11 protein-coding genes and 1 pseudogene are annotated in these 14,959 nt (G+C 64.1%); 9 read left to right on the forward strand and 3 right to left on the reverse strand.

From position 1 onward, the window contains the following. Positions 1 to 453: 453 nt before the first annotated feature. The 3 genes from RIN79_RS21010 (at position 454) to RIN79_RS21020 (ending at position 5,254) form a co-directional block, all read left to right on the forward strand. Complete coding sequence (locus RIN79_RS21010; RefSeq protein ID WP_309086660.1) at positions 454 to 909, forward strand: MarR family transcriptional regulator; 456 nt, start codon at positions 454 to 456, stop codon at positions 907 to 909. Positions 910 to 988: 79 nt separating this feature from the next. After that, entirely contained in the window at positions 989 to 2,116 is a 1,128-nt protein-coding gene (locus RIN79_RS21015; RefSeq protein ID WP_309086661.1) for an efflux RND transporter periplasmic adaptor subunit, read from the forward strand. Positions 2,117 to 2,122: 6 nt separating this feature from the next. Then, positions 2,123 to 5,254, forward strand: coding sequence for an efflux RND transporter permease subunit (locus tag RIN79_RS21020; protein ID WP_309086662.1), 3,132 nt, complete (start codon positions 2,123 to 2,125; stop codon positions 5,252 to 5,254). Positions 5,255 to 5,611: 357 nt separating this feature from the next. On the opposite strand, the gene RIN79_RS21025 is transcribed toward RIN79_RS21020, so the two are convergent. Then, positions 5,612 to 6,625, reverse strand: coding sequence for a substrate-binding domain-containing protein (locus RIN79_RS21025; RefSeq protein WP_309086663.1), 1,014 nt, complete (start codon positions 6,623 to 6,625; stop codon positions 5,612 to 5,614). Between the two features lie 25 nt (positions 6,626 to 6,650). Further along, complete coding sequence (locus tag RIN79_RS21030; protein WP_309086664.1) at positions 6,651 to 7,967, reverse strand: ROK family protein; 1,317 nt, start codon at positions 7,965 to 7,967, stop codon at positions 6,651 to 6,653. 237 nt (positions 7,968 to 8,204) lie between these two features. Between RIN79_RS21030 and RIN79_RS21035 the strand changes: the two genes are divergently transcribed. The 6 genes and pseudogenes from RIN79_RS21035 to RIN79_RS21060 form a co-directional block, all read left to right on the forward strand. Further along, positions 8,205 to 9,026: a sugar phosphate isomerase/epimerase gene (locus RIN79_RS21035; protein ID WP_309086665.1), complete on the forward strand. Its 822-nt coding sequence runs from the start codon at positions 8,205 to 8,207 to the stop codon at positions 9,024 to 9,026. A gap of 37 nt (positions 9,027 to 9,063) precedes the next feature. Then, positions 9,064 to 10,179, forward strand: a complete 1,116-nt coding sequence (locus tag RIN79_RS21040; RefSeq protein WP_309086666.1) for a substrate-binding domain-containing protein — start codon at positions 9,064 to 9,066, stop codon at positions 10,177 to 10,179. A gap of 67 nt (positions 10,180 to 10,246) precedes the next feature. After that, a complete protein-coding gene (locus RIN79_RS21045; RefSeq protein WP_309086667.1) occupies positions 10,247 to 11,407 on the forward strand; it encodes a Gfo/Idh/MocA family oxidoreductase in 1,161 nt (386 codons plus the stop codon). After that, positions 11,404 to 12,948 (forward strand): sugar ABC transporter ATP-binding protein, encoded by a 1,545-nt coding sequence (locus RIN79_RS21050; RefSeq protein WP_309086668.1) that lies wholly within the window; start codon positions 11,404 to 11,406, stop codon positions 12,946 to 12,948. The genes RIN79_RS21045 and RIN79_RS21050 overlap by 4 nt, the downstream gene beginning before the upstream one ends. Continuing rightward, entirely contained in the window at positions 12,945 to 13,934 is a 990-nt protein-coding gene (locus RIN79_RS21055) for an ABC transporter permease (protein ID WP_309086669.1), read from the forward strand. The genes RIN79_RS21050 and RIN79_RS21055 overlap by 4 nt, the downstream gene beginning before the upstream one ends. Before the next feature lie 29 nt (positions 13,935 to 13,963). Next, positions 13,964 to 14,102, forward strand: a pseudogene (locus tag RIN79_RS21060) (transposase); the annotation flags it as partial. 243 nt (positions 14,103 to 14,345) lie between these two features. On the opposite strand, the gene RIN79_RS21065 reads toward RIN79_RS21060, so the two are convergent. Next, a partial coding sequence (locus RIN79_RS21065) for an SMP-30/gluconolactonase/LRE family protein (protein ID WP_309086670.1) occupies positions 14,346 to 14,959 on the reverse strand: 614 nt, incomplete at its 5' end.

Here is a 14,959-nt window from a genome sequence, read left to right on the forward strand (position 1 = left end):
CCCGCGGGGCCCCGCGGTGGGGGGGGGGCGGTTTGGGGGGGGCGGGCCCGCCGGGGCACCCCCCCCGGCCCGGCGCCGGAGCTCCGGCGCGCATCCTTGCCCGCGCGAGGGCGGAGCCCTTAGGCGGGACGTGTTCGGCCCTGAGGTTTGAAAGCAACCTATCGGCGAGTGAAGCTGGGGGAAGATCAATGACGTCGCTCTGCCTGTGACGCTTGCTCGGATCGCTTGATGACACGAGCGTCAGCGACAGAAGCATTTCTCTAAGATGATCTCGAATGTCCCGTTCGCGGACTATCCGGTTTGGACACCAATGTCGAAAACAGCACCGAGGCAGTGGCAACGGGCACCAACCGCTGCACCATAGAGGGTAACCGCAACCAACTCCTCGTGTTTAATTTTGACAAAACGATCTGACAGCACTATATGTGCGCCATGACTGAACGAGACAACCCTGTGCAAGACTTCGTGGAGGCAATGGGCCTGCGGTTTCAGGACCAGCAGATGCCGCGCATTGCCGGCCGTCTGTTCGGACTTCTGCTTGTGGAGGGCGGCCCTTTCAGCTTCGGTGAATTGGCTGATCGTCTTCAGGTCAGCCGAGGCAGCATCAGCACCAATGCCCGGCTGCTCGACGATTTGGGGCTGATCGAGCGGGTGGCAAAGCCGGGCGACCGGCAGGATTATTACCGCATCGCACCTGAGGGGCTGGTCAGCCTCTTCAGGAAGCAGCTCGCGAAGTTGCGATCGTCCGGTGAGTACTACCGGAACACTGCCGAGCAGCTTCCCGATCACATGAAGCATGCCAAGCGGCGCCTGATTGTCGCCGCAACTTATGCTCACAAGGCCGCCGAGGGCTTGGAACGCGGCCTGGCCGAAGCTGAAACAATCCTGGAAGAGCAGAAGGTAGCCTGATCTGGCGAGACAGAAATGGTGCTGGGCGCAGATCTGCACACACAAAGTTCAATTTATACTGAACGAAGGAGATATACGGATGGGGCGAAAATGGCCGAAGCGCCTTGGAGTGGCCGCCGTGCTTGCGGCGACGGCTGTGGGTGCCGTCATCTACGGGGCAGGAGGACGGACGCCTCAGCCGTCTGAGGCGGGAGTTTTCGCGCCCGAATGCCGCGAGCTCGCGCAGATCGAAGTGACGACGGTGGAGCCGCGCGACATGAGCGAGCGCGTCCGCGTCAGCGGCGAGCTGCGCCCCGTTAACCGGGCGGTGATCAAGGCCAAAGTCTCGGGCACCGTGCTCGACGTGAATGTCCGGCAGGGGCAGGCCGTCAAGGCCGGCGACATTCTCGTTCGCTTCGAGACCGAAGACCTCCAGTCCGCTCTTGTGCAGCAGGACAGCAATGTGGAAGCCGCACGGGCGCAACTGGCACTCGCCGAGCAAACGTTGGAGAAGACGGAGCGTCTGGCCCAGCGCGGCTTTGCGACGACGGCGGCGCTGGAGAAGGCGCAAAGTGACGTGGCTGCTGCTCGTGCCAATGTCCAGGGGCTCTCCGCCCAATCGGACACGGCGCGGACTGCCTTGCGCGACGCCGTGCTCGTGGCGCCCTTCGACGGCATCATCGCGAGCCGCTCGATCGAAGCGGGCGAGAACGTTGCCGCTAATACGGAGCTCATGACGGTGGTGGACACCTCGGTGCTTGAAGCCGAAGTGCTCGTCTCGACGCGCGATATCGCGCGTCTCAAGGTCGACCAGACGACCGAGCTGCAGGTCGACGGCCTGGAAGACACCACCATCCTCGGCACAGTGGACAGGATCAACCCGGTCGCCAATGAAGGGTCGCGCCTGGTTCCGGTGTTCATCCGGCTGGAGAACACCGAGGGCCGTCTTTGGGGCGGCATGTTCGCGACCGGCTCCATCCTCGTCCGCCAGGAGGAGGATGTGCTTGCTATCCCGCAAACGGCGCTTCGCAACAATGAGGAGGGCCAGCACGTGCTGAAGATCTCGGACGGCAAGCTGGTCCGCCAGCCGGTCGAGCTCGGGCCGTTTTGGGACGGCGGAAGCCTCGTGGAGATCACCAGCGGCATCGCGGCCGGAGACACCGTTCTCAGCGCTCCGCTGCCCGAGCTTCAGGCCGATATGCCTGTCACCATTTCGACTGCCGGATAAAATCCCATGTTTCTTACGCGCATCTCCGTCGGCTACCCCGTCTTCGCCACCATGATGATGGTGGCACTGGTGGTGTTCGGCCTTTTCTCCTACCAGCGGCTCGGGCTCGACCAGTATCCCAATGTGGACGTGCCTGTCGTCGTGGTCATGACCTCCTATCCGGGTGCGACGCCGGAGACCGTCGAGACCGAGGTGACACGGCCCGTCGAGCAGGCGCTGAACACGATCAGCGGCATCGACCAGGTTACCTCGACATCTTACGAGGGCCGCTCGCTCGTCGTCGCGTTCTTCAAGCTGGAAGTCTCCGGCGCCGCGGCCGCCCAGGACGTGCGCGACCGGGTCGCACCGCTGGAGGCTTCGTTTCCCAGCGGCGTGGACAAGCCGCTCGTCCAGCGCTTCAATCCGTCCGATCAGCCGATCGTCTCGATCGCGCTGAGTTCACCGACCGTTAGCCTGCCCGAGCTGACAAGGATCGCGGACCGGCAAATCGTGAAGGAGATCAGCACGATCTCTGGCGTCGGCGAGGCGATGCTCGTCGGCGGGCAAAACCGGCAGATCGGCATTCAGCTCGACGAGACCAGGTTGCGGGCCCTTGGCGTCGGCGTCGATGAAGTGGTCAGCGCCCTGCGCAACGGCAATCAGAACCTCCCCGCCGGCAATCTGGTCACCGCGCTTTCAGACCGAACGATCCAAGTCCAGGGGCGGATTTCCGAACCCGAAGATTTCCTCGACATGATCATTGCCCGCCGGGGAGGAGGTCCGGTCTATCTGCGCGATGTCGCCTCCATCGTCGAGACTTCTGCCGACGCCACGAGCCGCGCGATCTACAATGGCGAGACGGCGCTGGCGATCAATGTGGTCAAGGTGCAGGACGCAAACACGGTCGAGGTCGCAGAGGCCGTCAAGGCGCGCATCGCGGCACTTGGCGCGGAGCTGGCGCCGCAGGACGTGCAGTTGCGCGTCGTCAGCGATTCATCCATTGCCATCGAGGAGTCGGTGGAGCAGGTGCAGTCCACGCTGATCGAGGGCGCGGCGTTGGCCGTCGCCATTGTCTTCCTGTTTCTCAATTCCTGGCGCAGCACGGTGATCACTGCGCTGACGCTGCCGATCTCGATGATCGGCACGCTCGCCGTCATCAGCTTCCTCGGCTTCACCCTCAACACGATGAGCCTGCTCGCGCTCACGCTCTCCATCGGCATCCTCATCGACGATGCCATCGTGGTGCGCGAGAACATTACGCGCCACCTGCACATGGGCAAATCGCATATCCAAGCCGCGCTCGACGGTACCAATGAGATCGGCCTTGCCGTCATGGCCACCACGGCGACCATCGTCGCCGTCTTCCTGCCGGTCGCCTTCATGGAAGGCATTGTCGGCCGCTTCTTCTACGAGTTCGGCGTTACTGTCTCGGCGGCCGTGCTCATCTCGCTCTTCGTCAGCTTCACGCTCGACCCGATGCTTTCCAGCGTCTGGTACGATCCCGATGCGCAGCCGAACGCCAGGAGGGGCCCGATCGGCCGCCTTGTCGCGCGGTTCGACCGCGGCTTTGAGAAGCTGGGCGGCGCTTATCGCCATGTGATCTCCTGGACCCTAAGGCACCGCCTGATCACGCTCATCGCGACCATCGGGATATTCGTCGGCAGCGTGTTCATGGTCCCGCTCGTCGGTGTGGAATTCGTTCCGCCGGCGGATCAGGGACGTATGCAGGTCAGCATCACCGCCCCGGTCGGATCCTCGCTGGACTATACGAGCGCCAAGCTCGGCCAGGTGGAGCGCGCGTTGAAAGAATTCCCGGAGGTGCGATCCGTCTATTCCACCATCAACACCGGCGCCGGTGCGGGCAAGCATAAGGCGAGCGTCCTCGTCGAGCTCGTGCCGCATGCCGAAAGGCAGGGCACGCCCACCACGCTTGCCCAGCCCGTCCGTGAGCGTCTCGCAGCGATTGCAGGCATCGATGTCGCGGTCGTGCAGGAGGGCCTCGGCGGCGGCCAGAGCCCCGTCCAGATCAGCGTGATGGGCGACGACCGGGCCGTGCTGGAGCGCATCGCCAAGGACCTTGCCGCAGAGATGCGCCATATCTCTGGCATGGTGGACGTCGCGACGACGGCCGAAGAGCCCAGCTCGGTGCTTGCCGTGCGGCTGAGGCGCGAAGCCGCGAGCGATTTCGGCATCAATGTCCAGCAGGTGGGCACGGTGCTAAGTGCGCTGGTCGGCGGTGAAGAGGTGACGAGCTGGACGGACGATGCCGGCGAGAGCTACGACGTCGTGGTACGCCTGCCGCAGGAGCAGCGCGCGGATGCGGCCGCTCTCGGCGAGCTGATAGTCGGGAACGGGCGCACCGACGCGCGCGGCGCACCGATCATGGTCCGCCTCGACCAGATCGCCGATTTCGACACGGCGCTGACCGCCTCGGAAATCCAGCGTCTCAACCTTACGCGCGAAGTCAAGGTGACCGCCGACGTCTCCGGCCGCACGCTCGGCGATGTGACGGCGGAGCTTCAGGCAGTCATCGACGCGAAGGACCTGCCCGCCGGCTACCGCATCCAGTCCGGCGGCCAGTCCGAGGATATGCAGGAGACGATGGGCCATATGGCCACCGCGCTCGCCATGGCGGTGATCTTCATCTACATCGTGCTCGCCTCGCAATTCGGCAGCTTCGCCCAGCCCATCGCCATCATGGCCGCCCTGCCGCTGTCGCTCATCGGCGTGCTCCTCGGGCTCCTCGTGACCGGCAGCACGATCAACATGTTCTCGCTGATCGGCTTCATCATGCTGATGGGCCTGGTGACGAAGAACGGCATCCTGCTGGTCGACTTCGCCAATCAGGAACGCAAGCGTGGCCTGCCGCTGAGCGAGGCCCTGATCAGCGCCGGCGCCATCCGCTTCCGGCCGATCATCATGACGACGCTCGCCATGATCTTCGGCATGCTACCCCTGGCGCTTGCCGTGGGCGGCGGCGGCGCGCAGCGCGCGCCGATGGCTCACGCCGTCATCGGCGGCCTGATCAGTTCGACCATCCTGACGCTCGTCATCGTGCCGGTGATCCTGTCATACATTGACAGCATTACTCGGCGTCTCGCCCGCTTTTTACCCAAGGCGCCGGACGAGCACCATGCAGCCGAAGGTGGTTCGGTCTAATGCGATGTGTTGCCGAATTGTTTTGGTATGCTGGGGACGGCAAAGAGGTGTCCTTGTCAGTCGAACCGGTTCAACCTGTGCCGGACATGCCTTGATGTCACCGGCGGGCGTGTCCAGACGAAGGGCGCAAAAGGGGAGTCATTTGCACGTACCCGCTGGCGGCGCCTTCGGGCCGGAAGCTATCAGTCCGTTGTTAGGAGCAATTGGCAGCGAGCGGCTGTTCCTGCGAGCTATCTATGTCGTTCACAGGCGAGAACGACCGGCTTCGATGCGGACACTGCATTTTAGCAAGGCGCTAGTGTTTGAATGATCAACGGCGGACCATTCGAACTCAGGACTGAACTTCAACACTCCAGGCTAGGGCGTACTTGTATCCCGCAGGCGAGAACTCATGAGTGCGCCAGGCGCCGGCTGGTGCCACACGAGCTGATACGCTTCCACGGCGTTCTCGGACGTGACGGCTAGTCCGGGCAGGGCTACCCACGGAGGAACCGGCGCCTTCATCAGCGCAAGCAGCGTGGCCGTCGCTGCGGCGGCGCCCTGGTCGTAGGGCAGCTGCGCGCCGATGCCCTTGATCATGCCGCCCGACACCATCTCGATCGCCGCCTCGTTGCCGAGGTCCACCGTGGCTATCGCGAGCTCGCGGCCTGTGCCACGAAGTGTGGAGACGGCTTTCATGGCCGGGACGTCCCAAACGGCAAAGAGCCCGGCGAGTTGGGGCGATCGCTCAAGGAGGCCGAGCACGGCCTCTTCAGCACGTTCCGGAGAGACGAAGCGCTCGCGGACGATGGTCACATCAGTGCGGAGCGTGGCCATCCATTTGCGAAAGGCGATCTCGCGCTCATGCGTTGCGTAGAAGTCGTTGGCATAGCCTAGGATGCCGACCAGCCCGCCTTCCCCTATGTGAGGCGAAAGCAAGCTGGCGCAGGTCTGGCCGAGGCCGAAATTGTCGGTAGAGACGACGCTGGCATAGTCAGTGCCGGGCAGGAGCCCGGTGGGCGCGTTGTCGAGAAGCACGAGGGACTTGCCGGCCCGGGTCACTGCGCGGTGGGCTTCGGCCACCTCGGCATTGCCGATGGGGATCGAGATCACGGCGTCGACGGCAGCATCTGCAAGACGGTGAAGGGCCGCAATCTGTGCTGCGACCTCGAAGCCGCAATCCACCACCTCGACCACCGCCGCACCGTACCTGCCAAGCATCGTGACGATGCCTGCAAGTTCCTGCTTCGACCAATCGCTCGTGGTGGTGTGTAGCACGGCGGCCACAGCGAAACGCCGGCGGTGCGCTTCCATCTCGTCAGCGGCGCTGAGTGCGATCTGGTTGGCGGGCACGGCGCGTTCGCCGTGCGGACCGAGCCCGGCGATGGTCATGGTAAGGCTCCGGAAAGAGAGGGAGTCATGGCTGCTGGCCCGGATCTGTAGGTGCGAGCCTGGCATGCAAGGCGAGGAAATCGGGATGGCGCAGCGGCGAGCCCTGGGTGATCCAGCCCTGAAGCAGCGTGGGAGAAAAGAGCTCCTCGATCACCACCTGCGCGGCGCCCACGAGGCCAGATGAGGCGCCCATCTGCGAGCGGACGATCCTGAGGTCACGGGTCACCAGCGGGTGCGACAGCCGGTAAACCGCCTCGCGAATACCGGCGAGCAGACTATCGCCCGTCTCGGCCACGACGCCGCCGATAACGATCAGAGAGGGGTTGAGCATGTTCGCGAGTGGCGCCAGCGCCTCGCCAACCATGCGGCCGCAGCGGGTCAAAAGCTCGACGCAGAAGATATCGCCAAGCTGTGCGCCATGGCCGACATCCACCACGGAGACGTCGCCCTGCCGCTCCAGCGCCTGGGTGAGGTAGCGGCTTTCGCCGGATTTGGCGGCGGTGCGCGCCTGGTGCGAGAGGGCGTCCGCGCCGGCAACGGCCTCCAGAATGGCATCGCCGATCCGGGTATGGCCAATCATCCCTGTCGCCCCTTCGGCGCCGCGGTGGAGGCGCCCCTCGGAGATGAGGCCGGCGCTGATCGACCGGCCGAGCTTTACATAAATCATATCCGGCGCGGGTTGCCCGGCGCCGGCCTTGAACTCGCCCATGGTCATGGATTGTACGCCGCTGCGCACCCAAACCGGCGCGCCGAGCCGGGTGATGAGCCGTTCAACGAAGGGATAAGAGCTCCAGCTCTGCAGCGAGGACATCACGGGCACGGCTGCGAAGGGAACGCCCGTCTTCTCGACAGCGCCGGGCATGGCGAGCCCGATTCCCCAGGGAGCGGGGCGATCGCCTTCCTCCATCATCCATGCGAAGAGCATGGCGAGACGGCCGAGGATCGCTTCGGGGCCTTCGGCAAGATCAGCGGCCTCGTGGTGCTCGAACAGGAGCCGGCCGGAGAGGTCCGCGACGCCGACGGCGATCGAGCTCTGGTCTATTGCCGAGACGAGAATCGAGCCGGCATCGGCTCGGAAGCGCATGTGCCGCGGCGCCCGCCCGCCCGTCGCGGGACCCAGTTCGCCTTCGCGGAGGAGGCCGAGATCCATGAGAGCGGCGATCCGATCGGCAATGACGGCACGCCCCAGCTCGGACGAGCGCTCGAGCTCATGTCGCGTGGTGGCTCGGCCTTCGCGGATGAGATTGAGGACGAGGGAGAGGCTCGCTTGGCCGGCCTCGATGGTGCGCGGGCGGCCAAGCGCGCGGCGCTGCCGTTCACTTAAGGCTGCCGCCTGCTCCACGCGTCCGCTGCCTCCCGCGCCATTCCCGTTTCCTGAGCGCAATGCGCCCTCAGAAGACGTATTCCCGCTCGTGTCCCGGATCAAGCTAATACCTTATGATATTTTTCCGACAAAAGTTAGCGATCTTATGTCGATTTATAGTTGACGTCCGATCGTAATCCGGCATAGCTGTTGACATGAGGAGACCGGGCGGCTCGGCATATCGCCAATGCCTTGGAAGAAAGGGGAGGAGCGCTCATGGCCATCAAACTGGCCTACCACGCCAATTGCTGGGGTCCGCTCGGCGGACACGCCGTGGGGGTGACCTCGATCACCCAGCTCACCTATGTCACGTTCGGCGACATGGAGCGGGCGATTGCCGAGATTGGCGACGCCGGTTACCAGGGCGTCGAAATCTTCGATGGCAACCTGCTTCATTACCAGGGCCGGCTTCCGGAGCTGCGCAGCGCCCTGCAAAGAGCAGGGCTGACCCTCGTCGCCACCTATTCCGGCGGCAACTTCATCTTCGACGAGATTCTGGGCGAGGAGCTTGCGCAGATTGAGCGCGCCGCTGGAGCTGCGGCGGAACTCGGCGCTGTCCATCTCGTCGTCGGGGGCGGAGCCAAGCGCGCCAGGGGCACCCTCCCTACCGACATCCCGAAGCTAGGGGCGGCGCTGGAAAAGGTGGTGGAGATCGCAAAGCGCGCCGGCCTTAAGGCACACTACCATCCGCATCTCTCCACCATCGTCGAGGGGCCGAAGGAAGTCGCCGAAGTTTTCAAGCACACGAGCATCAATTTCTGCCCGGATACCGCACATCTGGCGGCCGCCGGCGGCGATCCCGCCGAGCTCGTCCGGCAGCTCGCCGGCCGCATCAGCTACGTTCACCTGAAGGGGCTGCGCCGCGCGCCCTTCGGCTTCACGCCGCTCGACGAGGGCGACCTGGACAACGGTGACGTCATCGACGCGCTGCTCGAGAACGGCTTTGACGGCTGGATCACCGCCGAGCTCGACTCCTGGCCCGACCCATTGGCGGGCGCACGCCGGAGCTTCGCATTCCTGACCGGAAGGCTTGGATAGCCTTTCCGCACGATCATCGTCACAAAGGGAGGAAACCATGGGACGAATATTCAGCAAGGCGCTGCTTGCGGCGCTCTTCAGCGCCGCGATCGCCGGCGCTTCGTTCGCGCAGAGCCCCGAGGAGGCGCTGGCCGCACTCGCCGGCAAGACGCTCAGCACCGGCCCGAACGGCGAAAAGCCCGTTTCAGCCTCGGAGATCAGTCTTACAGACGACGAGATCACCAAGATTCGCCAGATGAACGCCAAGGCGGCGATCGTCATGCACTATGGCGGCGACGACTGGAGCCAGGCGCAGATCGCTGGCCTGAAAGCCCAATTCGAGAAAATGGGCGTCGAGGTGATTGCAACCACCGATGCAGGCTTCAACTCGGCCAAGCAGGTCTCGGACATCGAGACGATCATGGCGCAGAAGCCGAACATCATCGTCTCCATCCCGACCGACCCTACGGCGACGGCGAATGCCTACAGGCAGGCGGCGGAAGCCGGCACGACGCTGGTCTTCATGGACAACGTTCCGAAAGGCTTCACCGCCGGCAATGAGTATGTGAGCGTCGTTTCTGCCGACAACTACGGCAACGGCGTCGCTTCCGCCCACCTCATGGCCAAGGCGCTCAATGGGGAAGGGCAGATCGGCCTTGTCTTCCACGCAGCGGATTTCTTCGTGACGCGCCAGCGCTATGAGGCGTTCAAGGCGACGATCGCGGAAAATTATCCGAAGATCGAGATCGTGGCCGAGCAGGGTATCGGCGGCCCGGATTTTGCGGGCGATGCCGACCGTGCGGCGTCGGCCATGATGGTCGCCAACCCGACCCTCGACGGCATCTGGGCGGTCTGGGACGTACCGGCGGAAGGTGTGATCTCGGCCGCACGCGCCAATAGTCGCGACAACCTTGTAATCACCACGATTGATCTCGGCGAGAACGCCGCCATCGATATGGCCCGGGGCGGCTTCGTCAAAGGCCTCGGGGCACAGCGCCCTTATGATCAAGGCGTGACGGAGGCGATCCTCGCCGGCTACGGCCTGATCGACAAGGAAGCGCCGGCCTATGTGGCGCTGCCGGCCCTGCCCGTCGAAAAGGCGAACCTGCTCGATGCATGGAAAGAAGTCTATTCGACCGAAGCGCCGGCCTCGATCAGGGACAGCATGAACTGACGCTCCCAAGCGCTTGGGGACGGTCCCCCCGTCCCCCCTTTCTCTTAGATCAGCGACGAGTGACGCCATGAAAAAACTCAATGTAGCGATGATCGGCGGCGGCTTCATGGGCAAGGCCCATGCGCTCGCCTATGCGGCGATGCCGATGTTCTTCTGGCCTGCGCCCGCCATTCCCGTGCGCAAGATCGTCGTCGATGTGACCGAGGCGATGGCGGCGGATGCCAGCGACCGCTTCGGCTTCGAGGAGGCTTCCACCGACTGGCGGGCGGTGGTGGAGCGCCGGGATATCGACGTTGTGGATATCTGCACGCCGAACAATTCCCACGCCGAGATCGCCATTGCCGCCGCCCGCGCCGGCAAGCACATCATCTGCGAGAAACCGCTGGCGCGCACCGGCGACGAGGCCAGATCGATGTACGAGGCGGTGAAGGGCGGGACATCCATCCATATGGTGGCGTTCAACTACCGGCGCACGCCGGCGGTGGCGCTCGCCAGGAAGCTGATCGACGAAGACCGCATCGGCGAGATCCTCAACTTCCGCGGCACCTACCTGCAGGATTGGTCAGCCGATCCGGACGCGCCGCTCTCCTGGCGCTTCCAGAAGGATATCGCCGGATCCGGAACCGTTGGCGACATCGGCACCCATGTGATCGACTTCGCCCGGTACCTCGTCGGAGAATTCGCTGCGGTAAGCGCCGTGACCAAAACGCATATCCACGAGCGGCCGAAGCAGGCCGGCGGCGTGGACAAGCTCGGCGTCGGCGGGGACAGGAATGCCGAACGCGGCAAGGTCGACGTCGATGACGAGATGCTGACAATGATCCGCTTCCGGAACGGTGCGATCGGCTCCATCGAGGCGACGCGGAACGGCTGGGGCCGCAACAATTTCCTGACCTTCGAGGTGCACGGCACCAAGGGCTCGCTTGCCTTCAACTACGAGCGCAGGGACGAGCTGCAGGTCATGTTCAAGGACGATGCAGCCGATGCGCGCGGCTTCCGCACAGTCTATACAGGCCCGGCACAGCCCTATGGTGAAGGCCTCTGGCCCATACCCGCGCTTGGCATCGGTTATGGCGAGACGAAGATCATCGAGTGCTATGATTTCTTCCAGGCGATCACGACCGGCGAGCAGCCTTCGCCGAATTTCGAGGACGGCTGGCGCATCTCGATGATCGCCGACGCCATCCTGAAATCGGGCAAAACCGGCGAGTGGGTGGAGCTGGAATGACGGGAGCGGCGGCCGGATGGACCGCGGTCGATCTGACCGACATTTCCAAGCGCTTCGGCGGGGTTCATGCGCTGCGCGAGGTAAGCCTGCGTGTGCGGGCCGGCGAAATCCATGCGCTGCTCGGCGAGAACGGCGCAGGCAAGTCGACCATCTTGAAGATTTTGCGAGGCGTGCAGGTGCCGGACAGCGGCTCCATCGCCATTAAGGGTGAAAGCTTTCCGGCCCTGTCGCCCCAGCTCGCCCGCGAAAAGGGCATCGGCATGATCTTCCAGGAGCTGAGCCTGGTGCCGACGCTAACGGTGGCGCAGAACATTTTTCTCGCCAACGAACCGCTGACCGCACGCGGACTGATCGACGACAGGCTCATGGAGCGGCGGGCGCGGGAGATCTTCGCACTGATGCGGGTGGAGATCGATCCCACGGCCGTAGTAGCCGACCTGCTCACGGGCCAGCAGCAGCTCACAGAGATCGCTAAGGCGCTGTCGCAGAACGCCGAGGTGCTGGTGCTGGATGAGCCGACCTCCGCCCTCAGCCCTGCGGAGGTGGATGTCCTTTTCGGCCTGCTGCGGCGTCTCAAGGCCGAGGGCAAGGCCATCATTTATGTTAGCCACCGCATGGACGAGATTTTCATGATCGCCGACCATGCGACCGTGCTGCGCGACGGGCGCCTGATCGCATCCCGCCCGATCGCCGAATACACCCTTGCCGGCTTGATCGCCGACATCATGGGAAAGGAGACGCGCAACCTTTCGGATTTCGTGAGCGAGTCTTCGGCCACCGACGAAGTGGTGCTCCAAGTGGAGCACCTTTCGAGCCGGCAGCGCGGCGGCGACATAAGCTTTTCCTTGCGCCGCGGGGAAGTGCTCGGGATCGCTGGTCTCCTCGGCTCCGGGCGCAGCCGGCTGGCGCGTATGCTCTTCGGGCTGGAGCCGGTCGGCTCCGGCATGATAAGGCTCAAGGGCAAGGCAGTGACCATCGGGTCACCGACTGCGGCGACGGAACAAGGCATCGCGCTCGTCCCGGAAGACCGCAGGCGGCAGGGGCTCGTGCTCGATCACTCCATCCAGGCGAACATCGAAATTCCGATACTCAAGCGGCTCGGACGTTCCTTCTTCGTCGACAAGAAGCGCTCGCGCACAATCACCGACAAAACGATCGAGCGCCTCGCCATCAAGACCGCTTCGCGGGCAGCGCCCGCCAATGCGCTTTCGGGCGGCAACCAGCAGAAGATCGTCATCGGTAAATGGCTCGCGACCGAGCCCGACATCCTGATCATGGACGAGCCCACCGCGGGCATCGACATCGGCGCCAAGGGCGAGGTGCTGCGGCTCGTGCGCGCGCTCGCGGCAGAAGGAAAGTCGATCGTCTTCATCTCTTCCGAACTCGCCGAACTCATTGCGGTCAGCGACCGCATCGCCGTCATGGCGGAGGGCAGGCTGGTGGAGATGATAAACAAATCGGACCTGCTCACGGGTGATTCCGAACTCAGGGCCGAGCAGAAACTGCAGATCATCGTGCAGCAGGGAGGGAGGGCGGCATGACTGAAACGACGGCGGGAACCCAGCGCGGCGAGAGCCCTCTCGCCTATTTGAAGCGCACCTGGCGGCAGAACATCATCTATATCGGCTTCGTCGTGGTCTTTGCTTTCTTCGCAATCACGCTGCACGACCGCGGCTTCCTCGACCCGAACAACATCCTCAACATCGCCCGCCAGACCGCGATCATTGCCATCATGGCCGTGGCGATGACGCTCGTACTCTCCTCGGGCGAGATCGATCTTTCGGTCGGCGCCGTGGCGGGGCTTGCGTCCGTTAACACTGCACTCGCCATCGCCTGGGGCGGCCTTCCGGCGGGGATAGCGGCCGGCTTGCTGACGGGCATAGCGGTCGGGCTCGTCAACGGCTTCCTCTCCACGCGGCTGCTCATTCCGACGTTTCTCACCACGCTTGCCATGATGGGCGTGGCCAAAGGGGCGGCGATGTGGATCTCCGGCACCGCGGCGATCCCGATCCTCGACCGCACCTATCCGGCCATTTTCGGCGGCGGCAATCTCGGCCCGCTGCCGAGCCTGCTCGTCTGGATGCTGGCGGTCGGCATTATCGGCCATATCGTGCTGCTCCGCACCAAGTTCGGCCGGCAGGTCCTCGCCGTCGGCGGCAATGTCATGGCGGCGCGCTATTCCGGCATAGACACGGGGCGCATCAAGATGGCGGTGATCGTGATCTCGGCCACCACGGCCGCGCTCGCTGGCATGCTCTATGCCGGCCGCCTGCAGACGGGCCGCTTCCAGCTCGGCGAGGGTGACGAGCTTTCCGTCATCGCGGCGGCCGTGTTGGGCGGCACGAGCCTGTTTGGCGGAAAGGGCACCGTCGTCGGCTCCATCATCGGCGCGCTGATGATCGGCGTAATCAACAACGGCCTCATCCTTATGGGGCTCGAATATTCGCAACAGCTCATTGCGCGGGGTGCTATCATCATCCTTGCCGTGGCCCTGAGCCAGGCAGGTTCCAAGAGCGGCCAAGGCTGAACCTTACCTAGCAGCGGCATCAGGCGGGCATGACCACCGGCGAGCTGTGCCGCAGGCATGGCATCTCGGATGCGACCTTCTACACCTGGCGCAAGAAGTACGGCGGCATGGAGGGTGTCGGAAGCCAAGCGGCTGAAGGCTCTGGAGGAGGAGAATGCGTGCCTGAAGGCTTGCGGGCTATGACCTGCCCAAGGGCGTTGTCTTATGGACGAACTCCCGCGCAACACCAGGGGTAAAGTGCAGAAGAAGGCCATGCAATCTCGTTACGACCAGCTGTTCGAGTCTAACTCGAGCAATCTTGAGGGCACGGAACACGGCGACCACAGCCTTTCGCGCAGAACGTCTTAAGAATGTGCAGGCTCCCCATTGCGCTCACTCTTGGCCTAGGGCGCGAGTTTGACTGCGACAGCGTCAGCAGGCGAAGAGATGCGCAGGCTTGCCGCGCACTCCAACTTCGACCGCGAAAATGGCTCCCTCAAACGGGTGCGAGGCAAGGTAGTCGTCCGACATGGTGAAACGGGCGGAGCTGATGTAGAGCGTGTCCAGTTCTGCGCCGCCGAAGGCGCAGCTCGTAGGCCATGAGCAGGGAAGCTCGACCACGCGGTCGATGCTGCCGTCGGGAGCAAATCGGGCAACGCAGGCACCGCCAGCCACGCGGCAGTTCCACAGGTAGCCGTCCGCATCGATGCAGGAGCCGTCAGGTAGACCGCGGGAAAAGCCGGCATGGAAGATGCGCCTGTTGACTGGGCGCCCGTCCATCGACATGTCGAACGCATAGAGCGTGTTGGCCGATGTATCGGCCGTGACGAAGAGACCCCCCGGCAGCCAAGCCATCGTGTTGGTGATCCCGTACTCACTGGACGTGAGCTGCTGCAGCTCGAGTTGAGGCGAGAGGCGGTAATAGCTGCCCGAATTCTGCGTCTGCGCGCGCGGGCTGCCGTCGGGCTCGAGATTGGTCTGCATCGTACCCACCCAGAACGAGCCGTCGGGCGCGACGGCCCCCTCGTTGAGCCGATTTCCCGGCA

Source organism: Chelativorans sp., from assembly GCF_031180965.1.
In the GTDB taxonomy this organism is placed as follows: domain Bacteria; phylum Pseudomonadota; class Alphaproteobacteria; order Rhizobiales; family Rhizobiaceae; genus Chelativorans.

What these genes read in the sequence shown, in the direction of transcription:
- RIN79_RS21035 (WP_309086665.1), top strand. Translation starts at nt 8,205, where the DNA reads ATGGCCATCAAACTGGCCTACCACGCCAATTGCTGGGGTCCGCTCGGC.
- RIN79_RS21015 (WP_309086661.1), top strand. Translation starts at nt 989, where the DNA reads ATGGGGCGAAAATGGCCGAAGCGCCTTGGAGTGGCCGCCGTGCTTGCG.
- RIN79_RS21055 (WP_309086669.1), top strand. Translation starts at nt 12,945, where the DNA reads ATGACTGAAACGACGGCGGGAACCCAGCGCGGCGAGAGCCCTCTCGCC.
- RIN79_RS21025 (WP_309086663.1), bottom strand. Translation starts at nt 6,625, where the DNA reads ATGACCATCGCCGGGCTCGGTCCGCACGGCGAACGCGCCGTGCCCGCC.
- RIN79_RS21020 (WP_309086662.1), top strand. Translation starts at nt 2,123, where the DNA reads ATGTTTCTTACGCGCATCTCCGTCGGCTACCCCGTCTTCGCCACCATG.
- RIN79_RS21040 (WP_309086666.1), top strand. Translation starts at nt 9,064, where the DNA reads ATGGGACGAATATTCAGCAAGGCGCTGCTTGCGGCGCTCTTCAGCGCC.
- RIN79_RS21050 (WP_309086668.1), top strand. Translation starts at nt 11,404, where the DNA reads ATGACGGGAGCGGCGGCCGGATGGACCGCGGTCGATCTGACCGACATT.
- RIN79_RS21045 (WP_309086667.1), top strand. Translation starts at nt 10,247, where the DNA reads ATGAAAAAACTCAATGTAGCGATGATCGGCGGCGGCTTCATGGGCAAG.